The 23082-nt window shown below is 50.4% G+C and carries 19 protein-coding genes; 2 read left to right on the plus strand and 17 right to left on the minus strand.

Features of this window, described 5'->3' with window-relative positions:
* Positions 1-86: 86 nt before the first annotated feature.
* From ACQSGY_RS13475 to ACQSGY_RS13515, 9 genes are all read right to left on the minus strand, one after another.
* Positions 87-1784 carry a methyl-accepting chemotaxis protein gene (locus ACQSGY_RS13475; protein ID WP_427052257.1) on the minus strand — a complete coding sequence of 566 codons (1698 nt, stop codon included), beginning with the start codon at positions 1782-1784 and terminating at the stop codon, positions 87-89.
* Positions 1785-2120: 336 nt separating this feature from the next.
* The gene (locus ACQSGY_RS13480) at positions 2121-2984 is read right to left on the minus strand and encodes an STM4011 family radical SAM protein (protein ID WP_427052258.1); all 864 of its coding nucleotides are present in this window, start codon (positions 2982-2984) and stop codon (positions 2121-2123) included.
* Entirely contained in the window at positions 2981-4345 is a 1365-nt protein-coding gene (locus ACQSGY_RS13485) for an STM4012 family radical SAM protein (RefSeq protein ID WP_427052440.1), read from the minus strand. Before ACQSGY_RS13485 ends, ACQSGY_RS13480 begins: the two co-directional genes overlap by 4 nt.
* Positions 4346-4378: 33 nt before the next feature.
* Positions 4379-5164 (minus strand): STM4013/SEN3800 family hydrolase, encoded by a 786-nt coding sequence (locus ACQSGY_RS13490; RefSeq protein WP_427052259.1) that lies wholly within the window; start codon positions 5162-5164, stop codon positions 4379-4381.
* Positions 5157-6368, minus strand: coding sequence for an STM4014 family protein (locus ACQSGY_RS13495; RefSeq protein ID WP_427052260.1), 1212 nt, complete (start codon positions 6366-6368; stop codon positions 5157-5159). The genes ACQSGY_RS13490 and ACQSGY_RS13495 overlap by 8 nt, the downstream gene beginning before the upstream one ends.
* A gap of 3 nt (positions 6369-6371) precedes the next feature.
* Positions 6372-7214, minus strand: coding sequence for an STM4015 family protein (locus tag ACQSGY_RS13500; protein ID WP_427052261.1), 843 nt, complete (start codon positions 7212-7214; stop codon positions 6372-6374).
* A 365-nt stretch (positions 7215-7579) separates the two neighbouring features.
* On the minus strand, positions 7580-8203 hold the full coding sequence (locus ACQSGY_RS13505; RefSeq protein WP_216519689.1) for an XTP/dITP diphosphatase: 624 nt from the start codon (positions 8201-8203) through the stop codon (positions 7580-7582).
* Position 8204: 1 nt separating this feature from the next.
* Entirely contained in the window at positions 8205-8960 is a 756-nt protein-coding gene (gene rph, locus ACQSGY_RS13510) for a ribonuclease PH (protein WP_110898930.1), read from the minus strand.
* A 118-nt stretch (positions 8961-9078) separates the two neighbouring features.
* Positions 9079-10134 carry a GerMN domain-containing protein gene (locus tag ACQSGY_RS13515; protein WP_427052262.1) on the minus strand — a complete coding sequence of 352 codons (1056 nt, stop codon included), beginning with the start codon at positions 10132-10134 and terminating at the stop codon, positions 9079-9081.
* A gap of 428 nt (positions 10135-10562) precedes the next feature.
* Between ACQSGY_RS13515 and ACQSGY_RS13520 the strand changes: the two genes are divergently transcribed.
* Positions 10563-11129 carry a phosphatidylglycerophosphatase A family protein gene (locus ACQSGY_RS13520; protein WP_111268920.1) on the plus strand — a complete coding sequence of 189 codons (567 nt, stop codon included), beginning with the start codon at positions 10563-10565 and terminating at the stop codon, positions 11127-11129.
* A 234-nt stretch (positions 11130-11363) separates the two neighbouring features.
* Here ACQSGY_RS13520 and ACQSGY_RS13525 read toward each other — a convergent pair whose 3' ends face one another.
* The 5 genes from ACQSGY_RS13525 to ACQSGY_RS13545 form a co-directional block, all read right to left on the minus strand.
* Complete coding sequence (locus ACQSGY_RS13525; protein ID WP_427052263.1) at positions 11364-12017, minus strand: ferric reductase-like transmembrane domain-containing protein; 654 nt, start codon at positions 12015-12017, stop codon at positions 11364-11366.
* Positions 12018-12053: 36 nt separating this feature from the next.
* Complete coding sequence (locus ACQSGY_RS13530) at positions 12054-13103, minus strand: FAD:protein FMN transferase (protein ID WP_427052264.1); 1050 nt, start codon at positions 13101-13103, stop codon at positions 12054-12056.
* Positions 13100-13483, minus strand: a complete 384-nt coding sequence (locus ACQSGY_RS13535) for a hypothetical protein (RefSeq protein WP_427052265.1) — start codon at positions 13481-13483, stop codon at positions 13100-13102. The genes ACQSGY_RS13530 and ACQSGY_RS13535 overlap by 4 nt, the downstream gene beginning before the upstream one ends.
* 243 nt (positions 13484-13726) lie before the next feature.
* Positions 13727-14722, minus strand: coding sequence for an MBL fold metallo-hydrolase (locus ACQSGY_RS13540; RefSeq protein ID WP_427052266.1), 996 nt, complete (start codon positions 14720-14722; stop codon positions 13727-13729).
* A 39-nt stretch (positions 14723-14761) separates the two neighbouring features.
* Positions 14762-15505: a class I SAM-dependent methyltransferase gene (locus tag ACQSGY_RS13545; RefSeq protein ID WP_427052267.1), complete on the minus strand. Its 744-nt coding sequence runs from the start codon at positions 15503-15505 to the stop codon at positions 14762-14764.
* Between the two features lie 177 nt (positions 15506-15682).
* Between ACQSGY_RS13545 and ACQSGY_RS13550 the strand changes: the two genes are divergently transcribed.
* Positions 15683-16558 (plus strand): DUF72 domain-containing protein, encoded by an 876-nt coding sequence (locus ACQSGY_RS13550; RefSeq protein ID WP_427052268.1) that lies wholly within the window; start codon positions 15683-15685, stop codon positions 16556-16558.
* Positions 16559-16622: 64 nt separating this feature from the next.
* On the opposite strand, the gene ACQSGY_RS13555 is transcribed toward ACQSGY_RS13550, so the two are convergent.
* Genes ACQSGY_RS13555 through ACQSGY_RS13565 form a run of 3 tightly spaced genes read right to left on the minus strand, consistent with a single transcriptional unit; the run spans position 16623 to position 23041 of the window.
* The gene (locus ACQSGY_RS13555) at positions 16623-18911 is read right to left on the minus strand and encodes a glycoside hydrolase family 88/105 protein (RefSeq protein ID WP_427052269.1); all 2289 of its coding nucleotides are present in this window, start codon (positions 18909-18911) and stop codon (positions 16623-16625) included.
* Positions 18889-19707 carry a polysaccharide deacetylase family protein gene (locus ACQSGY_RS13560; protein ID WP_427052270.1) on the minus strand — a complete coding sequence of 273 codons (819 nt, stop codon included), beginning with the start codon at positions 19705-19707 and terminating at the stop codon, positions 18889-18891. The genes ACQSGY_RS13555 and ACQSGY_RS13560 overlap by 23 nt, the downstream gene beginning before the upstream one ends.
* A 55-nt stretch (positions 19708-19762) precedes the next feature.
* Positions 19763-23041 (minus strand): glycosyl hydrolase, encoded by a 3279-nt coding sequence (locus tag ACQSGY_RS13565; protein ID WP_427052271.1) that lies wholly within the window; start codon positions 23039-23041, stop codon positions 19763-19765.
* Positions 23042-23082 lie beyond the last annotated feature (41 nt).

The raw sequence follows: 23082 nt of genomic DNA on the forward strand, positions 1-23082 counted from the left end.
AAAGATGCCCTTACACCATCAACACGGTGTAGGGGCATTCCTGTACATACTTGAATGATGAGACTTTAGGAGAACTTTAGAAGACTTTACGAGACTTTAAAACGAGCAACCGACTGCTGTAAGATCTCAGCCATTGATGAAAGATCATTAGCAGCCGAAGCAATCTCCTGCATTGCGGATAACTGCTCCTCACTCGTCGCACTTACTTCCTCCGTGCCTGCTGCCGCACTCTCCGTTACTTCCATGATCGATTTCATTGATGCATTGATCTGCTCCACACCTGCATTCATCTGCTCAATTGAAGCGGAGACCTCCTGAGTCTGCCCGGCCACACCGCTAACCGCGTTGCGAATATCTTCGAAAGTGCCACCTGCTTGATGCACCAACTGGATACCTTCCGCAACCTCGGATGACACCACGCTCATGGATTGCGCAGCATTTCTCATACCCGTCTCAATGGAGGAGACCAGCGTCACAATTTCCCCGGCAGATTGCGCCGATTGCTCTGACAGTTTGCGAACTTCTGTCGCAACAACCTGGAATCCTCGCCCGTGTTCGCCTGCTCTTGCTGCTTCGATAGCTGCATTCAGCGATAACAGATTGGTTTGCGCCGAAATTTCAGAGATGGTATCGACCATTTTCACAATATCAGCGGAATGTTTACTCAGTTCCTCAATAACTGCAGCAAGACCAGATACTGTCGTTTGAATGGAGTTCATCTGTCCAACCGCTGAACGTATGGACTCACTGCCAGAGATCGTTTGAGCGGAAGCCTCTGAAGCTTTATCGGACACAAGGTTTGTACTCTCGGCTACCTGCTGAAATCCGATTGCGAGTTCATTCATCGTCTGGAAGCCTTCGCTGACCATACGAACCTGCGCATCCATGCCTGTTGCAATTTCTTCCATCGTCTTGGCTACCTGCTCCGTAGCAGTGGCCGTTTGCTCTGTACTTGCCGTCAGTTCCTCCGAAGAAGCCGCCACACGCTCCGCACCATCACCAACCTGATGAATAAGCATACGCAAATTACTGGACATCGTATTAAATGCCAGCGCCATTTCGCCAATCTCGTCCTTGTTACGGACAACAAGCGGCTCTCCTGTCAGATCCCCGTCTGCAATTCGACTTGCCGCACGGGCAACAGACTGAACCGGTTTGGAGATGATTCTGCCAATAATGAGGGCAATGGCTAAACCAATGAGGATCGCAATGATGCCTATAACGCAGATCAAACGCAGCACATTGGCGGTTTGCACATTGGCCGCAGCAATGCCTTCATCCATTGCTTTCTGCTGATGACTCTCCATAGATTGAACAATGGCTTCCAATTCATTAACAATCTGCGGCCCGGTTCCTTCCATTAAGCGTGAAAGCTCCTCTGTATTGCCTTGCTTGGTCAAAGACATGATATTTTTAGTAAAATCATAATACTTGCCCATCATCTCGTCGGATTTAGCTATATAATCTTTCATCGTCGAGGTTGTAACAGTTGATTTCAATTCTTCACTCAACTTTATGTAATCTTCATAAGCCTTTTGAAAAGTATCCTCATTTTCCTGACCAGGCTGCAAAATGTAGTTTCTCAAAGCAACTTGTTGTGATTTCAGGTCAATCGACATGTTTTTGATCTTCAGCAGCTTGCTTGTTCGGTCATTGATTAAATTGGTATACGTTCTCTCCAAACTTACAAATTGAAAATAGGATATAGCCGTAACCGCTACTAATAGCAAAAGTACAGATGAAAATCCGATCAGCAATTTTTGACTAATGGATACCCTTTTCACGTTGATTCCTCCCGAGGTTCAATAAAAGTTTGCAAATTATACGTTTGCGTATCCAACCCTCCTTGATTTGAGTACAAAGACCTATAAAAAGATATGATCTATATAATATACATGCATAACATCTCTAAAACAGGTCTTTATTACTAATTAATACTAACCCAAAAAGAACTAAATTTGAAACATAAAAATAAATAATTTGCACTAAAAACATGTCAAGACCTATTTAATTGTATTTGAAATCCAGATAATCTCTTATGTAAAAATAAAAAAACACCTTTCAGTAAGAGCTTGTACACAAACCTTTCGGTTTGCAACAAGCATTGCTGAAAGATGAATTTATTGATAAATAAAATCCGGGTTACGTTCAAGCAGCCCTGTGCCAAATGTCTCTCTGAACGGGGAATCCTGCATATGAATATAACCGATATAACACCCGCATTTTTTCATACCGCAAGGTCGTTCTGCTGACAGGGCCTGCAGGCCATCACGATAGAGATGACCAATAATGCGGCGATCCTTGTAGCATCTTTTTACATGTCCCGAGCCCTGAACATAAAAAACGTCCGAGCCTGCGGCACATCGCTTGCCCAAGCTGTCATAGTCTTGCAAATTACCTTCAAACAGCGGGTCAATTCCGCGCAGAAACTGAACTTCGTCCGGAGTATAATACTTGGGCCGATCCTTAAATGCATTGATCCACATATACACATCATCCGGCAAAGCCTTTCTCATGGATTCGATCGCCGGAAACGCACTACGCAACCCTACCGTACCTACACTAAAAGACAAGCCCATCTCCCGTAAAGCCATGCATTGATTGACAAAAGAACGCTCCTTCGTCTCTCTGGGATGATAGGTTGCCCAGAATGCCGCTTTATCTACATGCAGCTCACGTGCCCAATCCAGTTTGACCGACAGATTCGTTTGAACAGCCACCTTCTCCACATGGGGCATATGGGATAATTCGACCATCGCTTCCCGGTACCATCGACGTACCAAAGCCTCTCCGTATGGATTAAAAAAGATCGAGAAACGATGACCCTCTCGCTCCTGTTCTCTCACCCAGTCTACAAACTGCCTGAGCTGCTGCTGATCTATAGCTAACGTTTCTTTGGAATCCACCGTTTTGCTGAACGGACAATAAGGACAATCATAATTGCAGGAAGACAACTTTCCCCGATAATACAACGTCGCTCTCATGAGAAAACAAATCCTTCCATCTGCTCCCGAACGTCCGCAGAAATCAGCCAATCCCCGATGGCATCGGAGTAACCAAGTCCGTCCTCTGTCAAACGAAGCACTCGCTCACCAGCATCCATCTCCAAACAAGCCATATTCTCTTCGAGCAGTTCCATCAACCACGGGTAGTCAGACATTACATCTGTCCCAAAGCGTTCCTGGTAAGCAGACAGCATCAGTCCCTCCCGGTGAAGCAGCGCTTTTAAAATAAAACGGCGTCTCCGCTCTTCGAGGCTTAACACAATGCCATAATCCGCTGCATCGTAACGTTCCGAGTTAACATAATCGGCAATAATGCTCTGTGTTGCTTTGTAGGTTACGCCATACTTGGAAGCATAGTGCACCTCGCTTGTATAGGAGCGTGCGCCACATCCAAGACCGACCATGCCCTCTTCCTGACAGCTGTAAGGCAGCAATGTTTTGACAGAAGACTTCTGTTTGGCAAATCGCCGCATGGAATACTGCGTATAACCTTTGCTTTTTAACAGCTTACGCGCGGCCTTGTACAGCTCCATACGAATATCAGGTCCCTGACGCTGAATATCTTCAGGCTTTACAATCGTATTTTCTCTTGTGTACAAAGGATAAATAAAAATCTCACCCGGCTCGTAAGCCAGCACTCGTTCAAGTGAATACGTCCATGACTCCACCGTTTGACCAGGCAGCCCGTAGATCAGATCCAGATTTAACAGTGGAAAATCGTGACGAGCCAGCTTCTCCAGCGCCCGTTCTACCTCCTGCGGTTTTTGCGGACGATAGATCGCAGATGCCTCTGCCTCAATAAAGCTCTGAATGCCCATGCTGACCCGATCCACTCGCCGCTCCTTCAAAATACTTAACTTGCCGTCCGTTACCGTGTCTGGTGATGTCTCCACCGAGATCGACGCCTGCTCCGGGTCGAGCCCCATAATCTGTTCAGCAATATCAAATAGACGGCTAAGCTGTACCTCATTCAGTAATGTTGGTGTTCCTCCACCAATAGCAAATCGTGAATAAGGTCTGCGCGATGTAATGGGTGCCCACTGCTTTGCTTGACGTTCAAGTGCGTCCACATATTGCTCGTGGCTGTCCTGCCGCTTGTCCGGCAAAGTGAACAGATTGCAGAACCCGCAGCGAGCGGCACAAAAGGGAATATGCATGTACAAAAAATAGGTTTCGGTATCTTCCTTCTCCCACAATGACTGCAGCGGGATTGGCGGCTGCAGCTCCCGATATGCGGTCTTGTGTGGATAGGAGTAAAGATAGGAACGATAAGGGAATGTCAGCACGTCACGCAGACTTGACGCCGGATCAGTACCAGACTGTGCAGCTCTTGTTGCCATTCGCTCGGAATAATCACTCACCCGGCTTCCTCCTTATAAAATAAATTCACGGTACGGAACGGTCCAGACCACATCATGTGCAAGCCGATGTCCGTGGTACCCGTCTTCGCCATAAGCTGTACCATGATCCGAAAAAGCCAGACAAAACGTCGGCCGCTCACGCTCTCTCATCGCTTCAAACAAAGGCCCTAATGCCTTGTCCACATATCGCAAAGCAGCTCGCTGGGTCTCTACCGAGTCCTCTCTTGCTCCTTCAACATAATAATGATTAGGCCCGTGTATAGCGGACACATTCATAAACAGAAACAGCTTCTCATCCGGTGCTGTCTGATCAAGCAGTTTTAAGGCATGGTTCACCTGGTTCTCTGTGGACCTTGGATTGGTTACACCGAAATTCATTCGCCAGTAACTTTGCTGGAAATAACCAGGCAACACCTTGGCAAGAGCATTCTTTTTCGTGAAAAAAATAACCCCGCCAATACAAATCGTACGATACCCTTCACCGGCAAAACCGGAAACGATATCCGGTGTATCAAACAGCCACGTATGAGGGTGCGTCTTCAGTCCCGTGTTCCGTGAATGGAACAGCCGGATATGAGATGCCTTGTCTGTATTGGCAGGTGTAGGCATAAAACCGCCAAAGAAAGCATGATGTGCAGCGTACGTAAAGCTCCCGGGGGTATGCCTCTTCTCCCAGGAACCAGAGCCACACAGATTAGGGCAATGCTGCTCCTCCAGCTTGGCGACATCATAACGCAGCGTATCCAGTGTAATCATTAATATATCGTGGGAGCCCACAATGGTGTTCATATCAGGCATGTGTTACAGGCTCCTTTCGCAAAAGCATCATTTCCCATTCATAAGCATTCAAGCCTTGATGCTGAACCCGGTACAGCAAATCTCCGAACGGATTCACATCCAGCACATAGGCTCGGGGATTCATTCCCCCTGTAAGCATCACGTCAATTCCAGCCGACCATGAATCAGGAAAGGTCATCATCGCACGTTGTGCAGCCTGCTGAATCATCGACATGTACTGCTCGCTCAGACCAGCATCGGCTGGCAGCATCCGCTCGTTGCGTAAATGCAAATTGGTTATTGGCGTGCGACTCAGACGCATGACGGCATGACCGGCCTGCCCTGCCACGACAAGCTGCCGAATGTCATACACCCGTTGATCCAGTGTTGCTTTCGGCATCCATCGTTCGATCTGGGCGCCTTCAGCACAAAGCCAGTCCATGAGAATCCGAATTTCGTTATGGCTGGTATACTTCTGGAGTTTCCCTTCATTGTAAAAAACAGTCCGGCCCTGAACGGTCTCCATGCCCACCGTAGTTGTTGCGATCTCCGCCCCCGTCCGCGGATTCAGCTGGTAAGCAACAACCCCGGAAGCACCCGAGCCGTAGGCAAGCTTGACAAAAACCCGATGCATCCGCGAGTCATCCATCGCCGCACGCAGCGTTTCCGAGCATGTGACAGGCTGTGAGGACGGCAATAACGGCGGTACTGAAATCTCGTGTTGTGCCAGATGCCGCTGACATGCTCTTTTGTCAAACATCAAACCAATTTCTTCCGGGTCATTCCAGAAACGCACCTCCGGCCACAGTTCCCGCGCCTCCAGCCTGATCCGCTCCAGACAAACCTTCCAGCCGCGAAACCATTGAGCAGGGGCATAAATTCTGCCCCACTGCTGCTCCAATGCAAGACAGGCTTCGGCAGATAAACTCTCCCCAAAAGGCTCATCACGCCATATCTTATTGTCCATGGCCCCCAGATGTAAAAGCCCACGCTCCACCTGCCAGTCTTCGCCCGGAGCATCCAGTCGAATCAACGGAGAAGCAGCGATGGGGACCGACTTCACAAGCTCGGCCAGCGTTCCGCCCTGTCTCCAGGTCCGAAGCAGCTGCTCATACGACAACACCACAGCAGGGCTCATGTCCATTCGTTTCCTGGCCTCCTGCAGCCCCGCCGTCCGCCGATTGTCCGGATTGCCGATCAATAACAAAGGCTGTTCACCAGACATGAATTATTCCGTAATCATCGGGAAGCGCCAGTCATCCTCATCACTTTCCTGCTGATCACTGACATTCACCGGGATGCCGGACTGCTCCCAACGAGCCATCATTTCATCCGACATATAGTGATAACTCAGGTTGAGGTGCTTCAGCTGTTTAATCTTCTCACTGGCTAGCAGTGCCTCTGCACCTTCGTCGGATAAGGTTCCCTCGGAGAGATCAAGCACCTGAATCTGGTCGAGAACCGGTGCATTTGCAGCCGCCTTGGCAATCTCATCCTGAATCTCGCTGTTCTTTAATCCGAGGTACTCCAGCTTGGGGAAACGCCCCTTTTCCAGCAATGGCAGCACATCGTCAATCGAACCATTGAATCCGTAATCCTCAACGCCCAGATACAGTTCAAGCTTGCGCAGTTCAGGCAGCTCGGCTGCAGCAATGGAGTTTAATACAGCCTTCGGCAGTCCTCCGCAGATAATAATCAACTCTTCAAGCTTGCCATGCTTCAGGGGTTCCAGTTCCAAACCGCTGCTTCCCTGGATAACAAAGGAGGTCAGATTCGGGAAAGCCTGTACAAAGGGCGCAAGATTCGTCTGCACAATCCATGAAATCTCACACTCCTCGGATTCCATATCACCGATGAACAGTTTCTTCAAAGCAGGAAAGCTCGGGGCAAGCTCAATCAGCGTATCCTGGAATTCCATCGGTGAATTTTCATAAGCTTGTCCCCAATCTCCAATGATCAGACTCTCCAGCGATGCCGCTTCCGGTTTCGACGCCAATTCGCGAATCAACGTCTCCATTCGCTTCCCTTCTTCATAATCATCGTAAGACACCACCAGCTTCACTTCCTGCATGCCAAATCCCTCCCGTTTATGGTTCCATAATCATTTGCTATTCTGAATGTTAACCCATACCCGGCCTGACTTGCAACTTCTTCCAACCCCAGTCCCAGTGCGCTTCTCAATCATGCAAAGGACCCTATTCTTCACATAGGAAAAAGAACACATGTTCTCATCTCTCTCCTTCCTGAATAAGTCCTTTCATTTAGGTATATTGAAGCATGACATCACACATTTCGTTACAATGAATGAATACCAACAACAGGATAAAGCACAAAAAAGACGCCAACGAAAAGCAGCTCAGCCACGGCTCAATCTCCATGAATGAAAATGCTTTTCGTCAACGTCTCATTAGAATTATGAAGTTGCTGTTATGCCTGTTATGCTTCCAAACGGGAAACAAGCGCTCGCAGCGCATGGCCCCGATGACTGATCGCCTGTTTTTGCTCCAGCGTAAGCTCGGCCATCGTCATCTCATATTCCGGCACATAGAAGAGCGGATCATAACCGAAGCCGCCTTCACCCGCTGCGTCAGCCGTAATCCAGCCTTCAGCCGTGCCTTCCGCTTCAACCTTGTCGCCGGTTGCGGGATCATACAACACAAGTGCACACACAAATCGTGCTGTGCTCAGCAGCGGCGGTTGTGTATCCTCGCCTGCTTTCAGCTTGGCAAGAGCATCAAGCAGCTTGGCGTTGTTCTGTGCGTCGGTTGCGCCTTCACCCGCATAACGTGCCGAATACACCCCTGGCTCCCCGTTGAGCAGATCAACGCAAAGCCCTGAATCGTCTGCCAGAACAGGCAGCCCAAGAGCATCACCAACCGCTTTTGCTTTTTTCCACGCGTTCTCGGCAAATGTCACACCGTCTTCCACAACATCCGGCAGCTCCGGATAGTCGAACATGCTTTTGACCTCTTTTCCCAGCGGCGCAAAGGCATGTGCAAATTCACGCACTTTCCCTGCATTTCGAGTGGCAACAACGATAACCGGGCTATCCAGGTTCATCTTATGCCTCTCCTAATCCGCGGGAGCCGATTTTGAGCGCAATCGGTCCAAGCACTTCCTTTTGACGCTCGATCATCTCCAATATTCCCTGCTCACCAAGCTCCAGCATCGCATTCAATTCACGGCGGTCAAATGGCGCTTCCTCACCTGTGCCCTGAAGCTCCACGTACTTGCCGCTGCCCGTCATTACCAGGTTCATATCGACCTTGGCTTTCGAGTCCTCATCATAGTTCAGGTCCAGCACCGGCTGTTCGCCCACAACGCCTACACTCACGGAAGCCAGGAAGTCCGTAATCGGGAACACCTGCAGCTTGTGCTGCTGCGCAATTTTGTTCACCGCCAGCGCCAAGGCGACAAAGGACCCCGTAATTGACGTTGTACGAGTGCCTCCATCCGCCTGAATAACATCACAGTCCAGCGTAATGGTACGCTCACCGAGTGCCTGCAAATTCACTACAGATCGCAGAGCGCGACCGATCAGACGCTGAATTTCCATCGTACGCCCTGTCAATTTCCCCCGATTGGCTTCACGCTGGTTTCGGGTATGTGTAGCCCGAGGAAGCATCGAATATTCTGCTGTGACCCAGCCCTTTCCTTGACCCTTCATGAAGGGAGGAACCCGCTCCTCCACGGTTGCTGTGCAGATTACCTTTGTATCACCGACTTCAATCAATACAGAGCCCTCAGCGTATTTATTCGTGTTAATTGTTAAATTCATCGGGCGCAGCTGCTCGCTAGTTCGTCCGTTAGATCTCATATTTTCTGCCTCCTACGACTTAAGCATCCTGTAATGTTGAATTTCTTCTCTCTAACAACAATCCTTTATATTTTACCAAAGAGTTCGTTTAAAAGCACCCTTGTGCCGCTCATATCCGTTAAATCGGGATTTCGTTAATATATTCCGGCTTGGACACAGGCGCACTGTAGTCCCGGTTATCATCGCCCTTGACTGTTTTCTGTCCGTTCCACTCAATCTGTACCTTGGCGTCTTTGCTTGCGGTATTCTCTGTCGTTGTCAGGACAACGGACTGCAGCAGTTCACTTGGCACGATATCCCCTTCGGTAAACATATCATCCTTGAGCGCAACCGTCACCGTACCATCCTCAGACGTTTTTACGGATTGGAGCTCGGTGCCGCCTGTCATCACTTCCTCCAGCTCTCCGCCCTTGGCTGGTCCTTTGATCAGCTCGTTCAGAGCAGCCTGCACACGGTCCCCACCTGGCGCTACGAGACGTGTAACAGGAACATAATATTGCACACCCGCAGGGGAAGCGGCTGAAAAATAAACCGTCACCGGACTGCTGTTCGTTGTAAAGGTATCCCCCAGATCGAGGTTGATGCCGACTGCACGGTTCAGCGGCTCTGGCAGCGGTGTGCTGTTCACGGGCATCTGGCTCAGCTTTTTGCCATCGACCCAGATCTGCACGTTGTTGACATCCGGGATGCCGGTCAGCGTCCATGTGATAGCTTCCAGCATTTTACGTTCATCTTTGGCGTCATATTTGGCAAAGTTACCCGAGAACTCCACAACAGCGAGCTTGTCGTCCGCATGTAGTGTTACATTCTGTACAACTGTACCTTGTGGCAGCACTCCCTTGAAGCCTTCAGGAAGCATTCCAGCGTAGGCTCCGCCCGTAACCAGCGTATCCAGTGCAGTCTTCGGACTGCTTACATCCGTTCCAGACGGAAGTGTTAAGGAAACGGGCGCAAGAAGTCCCTGCTGATCCTGCAAATAAACCGTCGTCAGCGGAAGCGTGGCGAGCTTGCCATTCCCTTCCGCAGCCTGAATCATGGCGGCCTCCTGAATGCGCGGCGGCGGATCAATCGCTTCCGAAGACTGGGCACCAAACATCCCGCAGCCACTTAATACAACAGGAATACTTAACAATGCTGCTGCGGATGCCTTACGCAAAGACGGGATCTTTCTCATGATCACGTTCCCCCTCATCATTTTTACAGTTTGTACTACCATGTATACGAGCCTTTGGTCAAAAAATAACTACTTTTTGCACAAGCCCTGCTGGACCTGACGATCTGCATATGATACAAACATAAAAGCAACGCAATCTGGTTAATGACGTATGTAGGTAATAAACGTATTTCTATATAAATTGAACGATTTTTTTACACGTTAACGGAGAGGACAGAAAAAACCTGGAAAAGCGGAGCGGTCGCCTGAAAGCTTTCTGCAAGAAAGCTACATCGGAAGCATACGCTTATAACCGGATTTTCCCTTTCAAAAAAGGGAATCCAAAAAATCTGGAGATAACCGCTACTCTCCAGGTTATTCTGTCATCGGAGTGTTCCCGTGTAAACCTCTTCGTTCAATTTATATTAACATCAGAGGAGGATTCGCCCATGGAACATCCGGAGCAGGAAAAAATCCCTTACAGTCTCAACAGCCGCAAGGTTGCAGAAGCGACAAGGGAGTGGCTACACAAGCGGGGCGTCACGATCCTGGAGATCGCAGAACTGGTTATGCTACTGCAGAAAAAGTATTACCCTGGACTGACGATGGAAGAATGCATCGAGAATGTGGAGATGGTCCTGAAGAAACGTGAGGTACAGAACGCTGTGCTCACAGGCATTCAGCTTGATCTGCTGGCAGAGCAGGGACAACTGATCTCTCCGTTGCAAGAGATGATTGAGAATGATGAAGGTTTGTACGGTGTGGATGAAATTCTGGCCTTTTCGATTGTGAATGTATACGGCAGCATCGGCTTCACGAATTACGGATATGTGGACAAGCTGAAGCCTGGCGTGCTGGAACGGTTAAATGACAAAAGTCTTGGACCTGTGCATACATTCCTCGATGATATTGTGGGTGCTATCGCATCAGCTGCCAGCAGCCGAATTGCCCACCGCAAGCAGTCCGAGATGGAAGAGGCCATGGGAGAGAAGCCTGTCAGCGACGATAAAATATAACATGAACATGGATAGCTTCGGGTTACATGGATCGATTGCATTTCGCATCCATACATATCAGCCTTATCTGTGTTTAAGATAAAAAAACAGTCAAAAAAGCGGCCCAACTCGGCCGCTTTCTCAATATCATTTTCATGAATTATCCACTGAACCATTGAATCACTGAATCTGTGACTATAGTATTCCATTAAACATATTTCGAATGAACATTCTGATCATGGACAACGCATGGAGCTATTTAAACTGCTCCTGTCCAGCAGGTACAGCCAGTGCACGGGCTTCTGCCCATTTACGCTCCGTGATCAATTCGGATGTTGTCTGTTTCGGTCCGATCGTGATCTCCGGTCCTTTCCGCTTCCGCAGCAAGCCGCGCAATACCGTGATGCCCACAATGCTGAGCCCGGTAAATACATACATCAAACGAATGATGATGTTCTCCGAATCACTTCCCGTCACCAGGCCATGAATCAATAAACCTGCGAACACCGGATAGGATAACATATGGAACATGAACCACCATTTGCGCCCCAGCTTGTTGCGCAGATCACTGGATAACAATACGACTAACAGGCCGTAGAAAGCTAACGTGCCGAGTCCGCTGCCCACCGGGTGAACCGAGGCGGTAAAAGGAATCAATAGCTCGCTCCAGATGAACGGACTATAATGATCAATAACTAATGTAAGTGCGTGTAGGATGCCAAGCCCGAAGGCAAGCCAGGTTGTCCGTGTGTGCCACTGGAACATCACGGCTTTGGGCTTGCCCTTTGCCATAGGCATGCCTTGAGCAATACCTAGAAATACACCCACAAAAAGAAACAAATATGCCGCAATGCCGCTAATCCGAATGATACTCCACGTCGGCAGGTAATCTACGATCCACTGTGCCATAACCGGCTCCCCCATATCTATTAGACTTGTAATCCTCTATATCAGGCTGAAACGGTGATCCGGATCAAAACCGGGCCAACATTCCGCAAGTGCTGCTGTATTGCCTCTAAAATAAACAGAACCATCTCTTGTCATCCAAAGTACATCGTGTCGGTCATAATGACGATTGAGCCATTTTACCGCCTCTCCGCTGCCCAGGATACATACCGTTTTGGCAATAATCTCACACTGTGATGTATGCTTTCCGACAACGGTGCATTGCAGAATGTCTGTGTCCGCTGGCTTCATCGTACGGGGATCAATTAAATGATGCGCTGAACGTCCGTTGTTATCCTGCCACTGTCTCCGGGTTATGCCGGATGTAGCTACAGCTCCGTTCCGAAGCCGAACCTCCCCGGATATGCCTTGCTCCTGTGTAAACGGACTGGATACCTCAAGAATCCATAGGGAATGATCAAAGGTTCCCCATACCTGAACATCACCGCCTGCATTAATCATCCCCGCAGCAATCTTCATCTTTTTCTGCAGCCAGTCTGCAATACGTTCTACAGCCCAGCCTTTCACGATTCCACCGAGGTCAAGCTCTGTTCCCGGGTCCAGATGCACCATTCGACTGCCTTCACGCTGTATCCAGGTGGGACGACTATAGTCAAACGGATCTTGTTCTCTGCTGACCGCTTTCGTTACTCTTCCATGGATCAGATGATTCCGTTCCGTCAAAGACTGATAAGATGCTCTTTCATGTATTTTCTCAAAGCTTGCATCATATCCTGACAAACGAAGAGCATGTGAGATGCCTGGCTGAAAAATGCCTTCTGTCTGCCCGATATATCCGTAAGCCAGACTAAGCACTTCATCCATCGCTGCCGATACGGGCATCCACCCGCTGCTGTTATTGAGACGATTCAGCTCACTGCCAGCTACAAAGCGGCTGAAGCGCTGCTCCTGTGTTTCAAACCAGTTTTTCACCAGAGATGCCGCATGTTCGGCCTGCTCGCGGTCTGCACAGAGCTGCACCTCAACGCTTGTGTTCATCGCCTGAAATCGAAAACGGAGGGCACGATACACCTGCTCTGTGCGGCTCATGATGCACCTGTGCGTGAACGATAATTTCCACTGCTGCTGCTACCGGAGTCGCTGCTTCGTGAACCCAAGCTTCCACGATCCATGCGATTATCCTGCATTGTCCCGGATTGATCCGTCTGTTCCTGATTGGAATCACCCGTATATCCATCTGTATTCCAGCTATATGAATCTGTCGAATCCGGGGACCACTCATCCATAACATCGTCCCGTGAGTCCGTTTGCGTAGACGTCATCACACCTGTATCTGTACCATTAGCTGCCGCATATGCAGTATCAAAAGCATCCGAAGTTCTTACATATTGAAAGATTGCAGCTACAGTCAACGTAGCCGCCGCCGAGGCCTGCCATTTCCGCCATTTGTTTTGTTTACGCCTTGCCATGCTCATCCCTGCTTTCTATAGCGAAGTTCATAGTTGTATGATAAAGTCGCTGGCTTAAAATAATCTGAATAAACGGTTAAGAGCGGCTAAAGCTTTTTTCTAAAGCATGATTACAAAAAAAGAGCGAGGATGCGTTAACATCCCCACTCCGGGTTATAACCGTATTTTATATGAAAAATAAGTGCCACTGTTCACTTCGATCTGTATATGTTGAATTGAAGATTTTGCACAATCCACTCCGTTCTACTGATGATATTCGAAATAAATGATGCCGTCCGGCTCCTGTGCCTCTCTTGCCAGGCCACGCCGGATTAGCTCTTGCAAGTGGGCCAGCGTCTCACTCATCGCAAAACGCAGCTGGTGTGTTCCCAGCCGATCGCCAAACAGATGCAAACAAATATCGTATGCGTGGGCCGGGCTCTCCTGCAAACGTTCCGACAGCTTCGCCAGGCGTTCTTCATGATGTGCAAGCAGTTCTGTTGTACGTTCCGTAAAACGGGTAAACGGATTGCGGTGCCCCGGGTAGGCTCGCTCCACCGTCAATGCATTCAAACGAATCAAACCTTGCATGTAGGACTGTAATGGCTCCGGGTCACTGCCCGGCTGCAGACTGATATTGGGCGAAATCTGTGGCAGCACGGCATCCCCGCACAATATTTCCCTCGATTCAGGCGCATAGAACGACAGATGTCCCGGTGCATGTCCCCCCGTCTCCACGGCAATCCACGTTTTACCTCCCATATGCAGCATCTCCCCATCTGCAATGCGTGTCACCTCGGGAAGCGGGGTAATCTGTGAGATGAATGTTCTCATGTGCGCTTTGATTTCAACTGTTTTACATTCTGGCATACCGTGGATGCGATAATACTCAGGCAGCCTCTCATCTATGCTCGCTTCAGGTCCCCACATATAATCCGCTTCCTGGGCGGAGCGCGCCGACATCAGCACGGGCACACCGGTCATCTGCTGCATCCAGCCGGACAAGCCGAGATGGTCCGGGTGATGATGAGTCAGTACAATCTGATGAATGTCCTGAAAGGTCAAGCCTAGTTCCCCTAATGCGTCATGCCACTCCTGCTCGGTCTCCGCTGTACGCGGTCCCGGATCAATAATGCTCACCTTGCCATCCGGCTCGGTTAAAATATAGCTGTTCACCCAGCGCAGCGGAAAAGACATTGTGATCTGAATACGATGCATGCCTCCTGGCATTGATATGGTTTCATTACGTGTACGTTTCATCGTTATCCCCTGTCCTCTTCGTTAACGTGTAAAGATTAATTACTCCGCAGGTCGATGTCCAACAAAAATCATCCGTGGCGAAGTCTGCTCTTCGTATTGCTCTTCATCGTAGCCGCCATGCACCTGATCCACCTTGAGACCTGCTTCATGAATCAAATCGCTGAGCTCCTCACATGAATAGAGCTTGACACTTTCTTTATAAATGCGCGGTTCAGCTCCGGCTGCGATGTCCGTGATTCGAATTTCCTTTTGCACAAAACCGTCCTGTATTCTGCGAAGTTCCTCGATCCGCTGCCCTTCGTCTTCACGAACCGAATGTGGAACCAGATGTTCCTTCACGTAAGCAGTATTGATAAAATCAATAATAAAGCGGCCTCCCGGCCGTAACATATGATGGATGGCATACAGCACCTTGAGCTGCTCCATATCCTCGGGAAAATATCCGAACGAAGTGAACAGGTTAACCACCGCGTCAAATCCACCTTCGAGTGGAACGCTGCGCATGTCGGCATGAACCCATCTGACCCGATGCTCTGTATCCAGCTCACGTGCCTCCTGTAACAGAACATCCGACAAGTCGACTCCTGTCACCTGTAATCCGGCGTCCGCCAGGGCAAGAGAATGCCTGCCCATGCCGCAGCAAAGGTCAAGTACTTCTGCACCCGGGTGGAGCTTGAGCCAGTTAATCATTTTATGTACTTCCTCATAGGCACCATGCACATCCCGGTGTTTGTATACGAGCAGATAATCTTCTCCAAAGCTCTTTTCGTACCATTCCGTCATGTAGACCTTCGACCTCCACGTCTGTGATGCATCATTTCAAATTATTGTAACCGTTTATGTCCCAAACTCAAAATGATCGTCCCTCGTCTCATTGAATGCCCCCATAACGCACGATATAATGTTACACATGTCATACTCCTGCGAATCGGTTAAATATAAATAACAGGAGGTGTTCCTATGATTCGTATCGGACTCACGGGATGGGGCGATCATGATGACCTCTACCCGAACCGCACCAAAGCGAAGGACAAGCTGCAGCTGTACAGCCAATTTTTCTCTACAGTGGAGGTGGACAGCTCCTTCTATGCCGTACAGCCTCGGGACCGGATGGCCCGCTGGGCGGCGGAGACACCCGAGTCGTTCTCATTTATCGTGAAGGCTTATCAGGGAATGACCGGACATCTGCGCGGCAAGCCGTATTTCAACAGCACATCCGAGATGTACAAAGCATTTCGGGAATCACTGGAGCCCGTCATCGAGGCTGGTAAAATGCAAGCGGCCTTGTTTCAATATCCGCCATGGTTTGAATGCAACCGGGACAATGTGAATGAACTGCGGGAAGTGAAGCTGCGCATGGAGGGCATTCCGTGTGCGATTGAATTCCGGCATCGCAGCTGGTACGAGGACAGCTTCCGTGAACGCACGCTTGCTTTTCTGAAGGAGCAGGGCTGGATTCACAGCGTCTGTGACGAACCCCAGGCTGGGCCGGGTTCGATTCCCATCGTACCGATTGCCACCGATCCAAACATGACGCTGGTGCGCATGCATGGTCGCAATGTGTCGGGCTGGCATCAGAACGGGGCACCCAACTGGCGCGAGACACGGTATCTGTATCGGTACAATGAGCAGGAGCTGCTGGAATGGAAAGGTTATCTGGAGCAGCTGCAGGCGCAGAGCGAAGATGTTTTTGTCATTTTCAACAACAATTCTGCCGGAGATGCCGCTGCCAATGCCCAGATGATGATGGAACTGCTAGGTCAACCTGTCAAGCCTTTCCCTGACCGCACGGAGCCGGAGAAGGAAGAAGGCCCGGAGCAGCTGGAGTTATTTTAGGATTGGATTCTAACAAAATAATACAGAAGAGGCAAGCCCGGGGGCTGCCTCTTTTTCTTTGAACTTATCTATTATTACTATACGTGAATTGAGCCGATTTCTCCCTCAGCTGCTGATGCATCTTATATACTTCCACTCCTGCCAGCAGCACTATGCCGATGCCATGGGTATCATTGAGATTCCAGCCGAGATCATCGCGGTAATAGAGAGCGGTAAAAGAATATCCCGAACCCCGGCAGACACCGTAGATGTTGCCTTTGTGATCAATCGATATCCGGGTTAAGCCCTCCCAGCCCTTTCGTACTGCGTTCAGATAGGCTCCCGGCTTCTCCAGCCAGCCTTCACGAATGCCGCGGGCATAAGCGTAGATAAACATGGAGGTGCAGGAGGTTTCCTCATAAGAATCGAAACAGTTCAGCACCTGATGCCACAGCCCGTTCTCTCCTTGCAGCGTCAGAACCCCGGCACACATTTCCCGATAGAAGGTTAGCAGTTCAGGCCGCTTCGGATGATCCCGGGGGAGAATGGATAACAGCTCGGTCAAGGAAAAGAGCACCCAGCCGTTCCCGCGTCCCCACGGAATGCCCGTTGCCTTCCCCCGCACAAAATCATAGACATGGGACATGATCTGCTGATCAGGCAGGTAAAGATACTTTTGGAACATCAGAAACTGATTCACTGCATCGTCCCAACAGGACGTATCCCCCGTCAACTGACCATAGCGCATCAGAAACGGCGTGCTCATATACAGATCATCGCACCACATCGTCTCCTGCCGCATCTCTCCGCTGCCGCGAACACGGTAGAATGCACCATCCGGGAGACGTTCCTGCTCATGAGCCATATAATTGGCAATCCGGTCTGCCGTCTCTCTGCCTCCGCGAATCTCGCCAAGCTCCATCGCTGCCAGCAGCGTTGAAGCGAATGAGCCGCAGTCATCCAGACTGTCTATGGCGGACAACTGATTGTTAATACCTGCTGCACCATAGGCTGCCCTGTCCCATAATGCGTATTGATCAAAAGCCGTACTAAGCCCGATATGCTCGCGCACATACTGGATGTAATCTTTGCGCCCAAGCTGCTGACCTGTCTGGAGCAATCCCATCAGAGTAACACCAAGCGGATAGTTCCATTTCCCATAATGGGTATTCTCCAGGAACGGACGAACATGCGTCGCTGGCAGATCAACACGCCAATAGACCCCCTGAGCCCCATCCTCAAATACGGTATCCGTTACGGCAATGTCTGCCGGAGAAGGCTCGGTGCCCGGAACGAAAGACCCGGTGTAAAGCCACACATCGGCACATCCAGCTACAGGACGCGGCGGCATTAGCCTCCAGCCTGCATTAACCAATGAATCAATAGCAGCTTCCTCAACCCCCGCCTTCCCTAGTGTAAAACCCCAGTTCGGCTCGCCCGCTCGATCCAGCTGTCCCTTCACGACCAAATCACACGTACCATATTGTCTCGGAAGCTGCACCCGAAAATGCCCACTGCCCAATGCCGTATACATTTCTGTTCCGTCCAGATAAAGCGTAAGCGCGCCTTCATGATGGCCCTGCAACATAACAGGCTCTGGCCCTGGCTGTGTAACATCAAGCTTGCACCATGCATAGGCAACCGCAGGCCGGGAGGTGCCGAATATTCGGGCAAACGCTCCCCTGCTTCGCTCCTCATCACTCCATGACTTGCGTGGATACCAGATGAGCCCCGTTTCTTCCTCCGTCATCCCGTTACACGGCAGATTTGATATGGGTTCATCTACAGGCTCGGAGTAGAGCCAGCCTTCCTGACCTTTGCGATCCACCCCGGGTGTGAGGAAGTGAAGCGGGAAATTTTTGAATGAACCTGTACCAAAGATACCGCCAAAGCCAGCATCTGTTTTCACAAAACAGAGCAGCACATCATTCCATCCCTCCCTCACCTGCAAGGGGATCGGCGTTCTTCGTTCGGGGAACAGCTCCTGAAGCAGCTCCGACTTAAATATCTGTTCCCCGTTCACATAGATCGTCACAGGACTATAACAGTTGAGACTTGTATTCAATGCGGTCTGCCCATCACTCCAAAGCTTGCCCCATACATACACATACTGACCACTTCGTGCTTCCTTGCAGCGATCTGCCAGATCGAGATCGTATCTGTAATCTCCCAGTCTGCGAAAGCCTTCCTGATGGCAGGCTCTGAATGTGAAGGAGTGCTGCGGATGATCGCCAATATAACGCTGGGCCACTGTTGTCAGCACATCCGGGATGGAATCATCATCATAGACCTTGTTCGCAATCGCCTCGTTTTCATGAAAATATCGAATGATCGTCAGCTCCTTTCCCGTTCTATACCTGAACCCGCTCGCCAAGCCGCAGGGTCTCCCCGCCTCTGACCTCAAGCACCTGCTGATCTGCGGTAAACCATACCGAAATGGCAGACGGATTATGAATGATCGACCTGTCTGCCGAGCATTCCAGCCGCTGCACCGCTGTCCAGTAGGCGATAATTTCACGATTGGTGGCATACCAGATATCATCTCTGCCGCCGATCTGCTGACCAAACTGTTCGATGATCTCCCAGTTATCATTGTTGTTAAACTCATAGCTGTGACCCCAGACGTAGAGCAGAAGCGGCGTACCTGTTTTGGTATGCTGGATAAATCGCTCGGTATATAACGACACATCGTTATGGTGACAGGTCGGATGCCATTCTAGCGGCTGCTCGGGTAAGGTAAAACGACCATGGGATTCAACGGTACGAGCATAGTCGATACCAAGCCACGCCAGCTTGGTGCTCAGCGCACGGTCGTATCCTCCGTTCGGATAAGCCATCCCGCGCACCGGATAACCTGCAAGCCGTTCCAGCGCTGCCCGATCCTGCATGATTTCTTCAACCAACAGCTCGTTCGGCACATATGGCAAAGTCGGATGGGTAACCGTATGTACAGCTACCTCATGCCCTGCATACAATGCGGCTACTTCCTCTGCCTCAATTCGCCCCGCCTTGCCCAGCAAGCCTGAGTTGAGATTAAAGGTTGCTTTTAGACCATAACGATTGCATATGTCCACCAGTCTTCTGTCGTGCACTACGCCATCATCGTAACTTAGCGTTAACGCTTTCATTACTCCACCCGGATATCGGTCATACTGGATACGATGCCCCATTCGCTTCCCTTCTTTCTTGTTGCTGTTTCTGCTTCATTTCCTGTTCATGTCCTCTTCACGATTGTCGCAGCACGGCGTCCTTCAGCCGATGTTCTTTCCCGTCAAAATACATGCCTTCCAGCAGACCGATCAACGTGTTGGTCACACACACTTCAATCTCGTTCTCTCCTGGTCGCAGCCAGCTCCCCTCGCCCTGCCAGCGATACGGAGACCAGCAGCGCACACCGAGACTATGCCCGTTGACCCGCACCTCCGTAACATCCTGCACAGACCAATGCTCGAATTCCAGTTCAAAACGGTGCATCTCTGTTTCGGCTTGATCCAGCCAGACCATACGTGTATAACTCATCTCCCCGGCAAAATGGGTATACAGCGGCAGCGGCTCTGGTCCGATGCGCTCTGCCACGTACGGCTCTGGTACAAGTGAGGCTGCGCCTTCATGATGAAATTGAACGCCGAATCCTCCCCGCAAATACAGCGGATCAACAATCCCATCCTCATCTTGGGTAATATCCACTGTAATAACCAGTTCATTAAGGCCACTACGCAGCAGCTTTGCAACATCACAGGCGATATTCGTATGGTCGGTAATCTCGGCAGGTATGAACTGATCTCTCGTTAGAGTATGACCGTTGATTTCCATCACCCATGCCCCCGAAATGGCAGCACGGTCCATAAACAGCAGACATTCCGGCAGTGATGTCCTCAGCTCAAACGCCGCAGTATATCGACACTGGATCGGGTAGGCTATTGAAGCCTTTTTCGGTGTGCCAAATACCTGATCAAACTGAAGTGGAAGCGGATGCTGCTCTGCAAAGGCTGCGGCCAGATCAATAAACGGCTTGACGCTGGCCTGCGCCATGTCGAGAAAATCGCCATGCTCATTAGAGGCCTGTACTTGAAACTGTCCAATCCGCAAGTTATTCGGCTGTAACGCCTTGATACGCCAAGGCCCTTCACAGGAAAGCACGATTTGATGGGCAGCTTCCGCTTCTGCTCCTGCAACCTCATCTTCTTGTGACCCACCCGCAACCCACTTTTGTAAAAGAAACCGAACCGCATGTGCTTCATATGGCGCCAACGTAAGCGGAATGCACCACCGGCCTTCAAGCGCTTTATACGGAAGTACCTCCCTCTGGCCAGTCTCCAGGTTAAGCCGTTCAACAATCAGTACTTTGTGTTCGTCTTTGGATAACCCCATGCCGCTTCTTAGATGCAGATGTTCGCGGTTGATCTTCAGCTGTCCTTCATAGCCTTCGCCCTCCTGATTAGACAGGAAAACCATAAACTCTCCCGCAGATAACTGACGGGTCTGCATCAGCAGTGCTGTACTCTCCTCTGCCATGTCCCAGCTGACTACCTCAGGCACAACCTCCTGCAGCAGCTGCGATAACTGTCGTAACGGAAGGGCATGCCCGCTTTCGCTTTCCACCTCGAACGGAAGAAAACAGGCGTTGCCCCGCTTCTCGCCTGACTGACCATTTTGACCCGCTGTTCCGAAAAAATCAGCAGCCTCATCTCCTGCCGGGCTTCCCGGCTGTATCGCGATATGAGGCAGCATACCCATGGAAATCACGGTTCCTCCTGCTGCGACCAATCGTTTGATCTGTTTCCAGGCAGCGGCCTCCAGATTGAGCATAGGCGGCAGAATTAATACATCGTAACGGGCGATACCGATCTCAATTACCCCATTTGCAACATGCCCTTCGACCAATAATTCCGGGTCAAGGTGATCATAATCCCGCCGCTGCTGCAGCAGATGGGCCGTGATTCGCATCCAGTCCTGAATCAGCTGATTCAGCTGCACCCGTTCTGCTTCATGCTCGCCGCTGTATTCGAAACCGTGCAGCGGGTTGCCCATCAGGCTCCAGAAGGTGGTCGTTGGGTCAAGCACCGCAATACGGATCATCGCTGTCCCTGTACTCATGAGGTAACTCAGGCGGCCTGTATAATCACCCAGCTGCCTGAAATGTTTCCAGTACGGATTCTGTAGAAATTGAGAGGGCGGTGCATCATGCTTGGTCAAACCACCAATCGTATAGAAAAACGCATGAAAGTTATAAAAATTAGTGCCCATGGCCGCCATTCGGTCAATCATCCACTTGGCATCCTGCAAGGTCATCGACCAGCCGACACTGTGGAAGCATTCAATCATATTGCGGCTCCGGCCCAGCTGCCGGGCAAGCGAACTGACCATTTTCGGATTATCGCGCAGCCGCTGACCATACCGCTCCAGTATCCATGACAACGGACGCCCGATTTTTTCATGCGCCGAATCCCCTCCGGGCATATGGCTGTATAATTGGGTGGTCATCCGTACCCCTGGCACCTCTGCCGCATACTGTATACCTGCCGCTTCACACCAGTCATGCACCTGCTTGTGATACGACTCCCGCAGGAGCAAATGCAGTGACTGAAAATAGTCATATCGAATCACAGCCGCATTCGGCACATCCCTGTATAGCAGTGCAGGCAGGGACTCAATCAGACTGTATCCGCACCGTTCGTGGAAATAACGGGGCAGTTGGGGCGACCAGGGCAGCCTGCCGAGCGGAGCAATTTCATCCGAGAACATGCCCTGTATCACGCCACTTTCAAAATGCTCGCCTACAGCAGCTTTGTACCGTTCATGGGTCAGCCGGATAAAATGACTCATCGCTTCCCTGTGACACGGGTCTACAAAATTGCCGTAATATTTAAAGTCATCGATCTCCTTTTCCTGAAAAACAATGATCTCCCAATCACCTTCCGACACCTCCCATATCAGGCGAAACGCGGTTTGATACGTAAAGAAACGTTTGCGGTTATATGATGTAAGTCCCGTCTCCTGATAGACCTGGTCCGTCTGTATATTACCGATGCAGCTGCGCAGGTTGACGGCTGTATGCCACTCGCGATTTCCCTCTGTATCCCGACGAACCGCCTGCGCCAGCAAAATACGCCCCCATGGGAGCTGGATCTGGACAACCTCCCCCCCACGAACAACCGCATGATGATGCACCAGTTCACGCTGCTTTGCTTCTGGAAAATCGAGCGTTACCTCTCCACCAGCCATCCCGCTTGGATACGGATACTCGTCATATAGCCAGACCTGCATGCCATAAGCAGCAGCTTCACTGACAGCGAGACGCACCTTGTCAAACCACGCTTCAGACAGATATGGAATTTGCAGCCCCTGGCGAGGGCAGATAAAAAATCCACCCACACCCTGCGCATGCATCTCTGCGATCTGCCGCCTGATCTGCTGCTCCTGCATCTCCCCGTTCCAAAACCAGAAGGGATGTACCCGATACTGCGCTTCGGGATGTTCAAATGCATTATGGTCCCACTTCATGCCATCTGCCTCCCTGTTGGTTATACGCTCACTCACCTATC

The sequence above is a fragment of the Paenibacillus sp. TC-CSREp1 genome, assembly GCF_050171015.1.
In the GTDB taxonomy this organism is placed as follows: domain Bacteria; phylum Bacillota; class Bacilli; order Paenibacillales; family Paenibacillaceae; genus Paenibacillus; species Paenibacillus silvae.

Bases quoted from the DNA above. Each gene is read 5' to 3' on its own strand.
- ACQSGY_RS13530 (WP_427052264.1), bottom strand. From the start codon at position 13,103: ATGAGCCGCACAGAGCAGGTGTATCGTGCCCTCCGTTTTCGATTTCAG.
- ACQSGY_RS13565 (WP_427052271.1), bottom strand. From the start codon at position 23,041: ATGAAGTGGGACCATAATGCATTTGAACATCCCGAAGCGCAGTATCGG.
- ACQSGY_RS13500 (WP_427052261.1), bottom strand. From the start codon at position 7,214: ATGCAGGAAGTGAAGCTGGTGGTGTCTTACGATGATTATGAAGAAGGG.
- ACQSGY_RS13560 (WP_427052270.1), bottom strand. From the start codon at position 19,707: ATGGGGCATCGTATCCAGTATGACCGATATCCGGGTGGAGTAATGAAA.
- ACQSGY_RS13540 (WP_427052266.1), bottom strand. From the start codon at position 14,722: ATGAAACGTACACGTAATGAAACCATATCAATGCCAGGAGGCATGCAT.
- ACQSGY_RS13480 (WP_427052258.1), bottom strand. From the start codon at position 2,984: ATGAGAGCGACGTTGTATTATCGGGGAAAGTTGTCTTCCTGCAATTAT.
- ACQSGY_RS13505 (WP_216519689.1), bottom strand. From the start codon at position 8,203: ATGAACCTGGATAGCCCGGTTATCGTTGTTGCCACTCGAAATGCAGGG.
- ACQSGY_RS13520 (WP_111268920.1), top strand. From the start codon at position 10,563: ATGGAACATCCGGAGCAGGAAAAAATCCCTTACAGTCTCAACAGCCGC.
- ACQSGY_RS13495 (WP_427052260.1), bottom strand. From the start codon at position 6,368: ATGTCTGGTGAACAGCCTTTGTTATTGATCGGCAATCCGGACAATCGG.
- ACQSGY_RS13545 (WP_427052267.1), bottom strand. From the start codon at position 15,505: ATGACGGAATGGTACGAAAAGAGCTTTGGAGAAGATTATCTGCTCGTA.
- rph (WP_110898930.1), bottom strand. From the start codon at position 8,960: ATGAGATCTAACGGACGAACTAGCGAGCAGCTGCGCCCGATGAATTTA.
- ACQSGY_RS13515 (WP_427052262.1), bottom strand. From the start codon at position 10,134: ATGAGAAAGATCCCGTCTTTGCGTAAGGCATCCGCAGCAGCATTGTTA.
- ACQSGY_RS13485 (WP_427052440.1), bottom strand. From the start codon at position 4,345: ATGGCAACAAGAGCTGCACAGTCTGGTACTGATCCGGCGTCAAGTCTG.
- ACQSGY_RS13550 (WP_427052268.1), top strand. From the start codon at position 15,683: ATGATTCGTATCGGACTCACGGGATGGGGCGATCATGATGACCTCTAC.
- ACQSGY_RS13490 (WP_427052259.1), bottom strand. From the start codon at position 5,164: ATGCCTGATATGAACACCATTGTGGGCTCCCACGATATATTAATGATT.
- ACQSGY_RS13525 (WP_427052263.1), bottom strand. From the start codon at position 12,017: ATGGCACAGTGGATCGTAGATTACCTGCCGACGTGGAGTATCATTCGG.
- ACQSGY_RS13535 (WP_427052265.1), bottom strand. From the start codon at position 13,483: ATGGCAAGGCGTAAACAAAACAAATGGCGGAAATGGCAGGCCTCGGCG.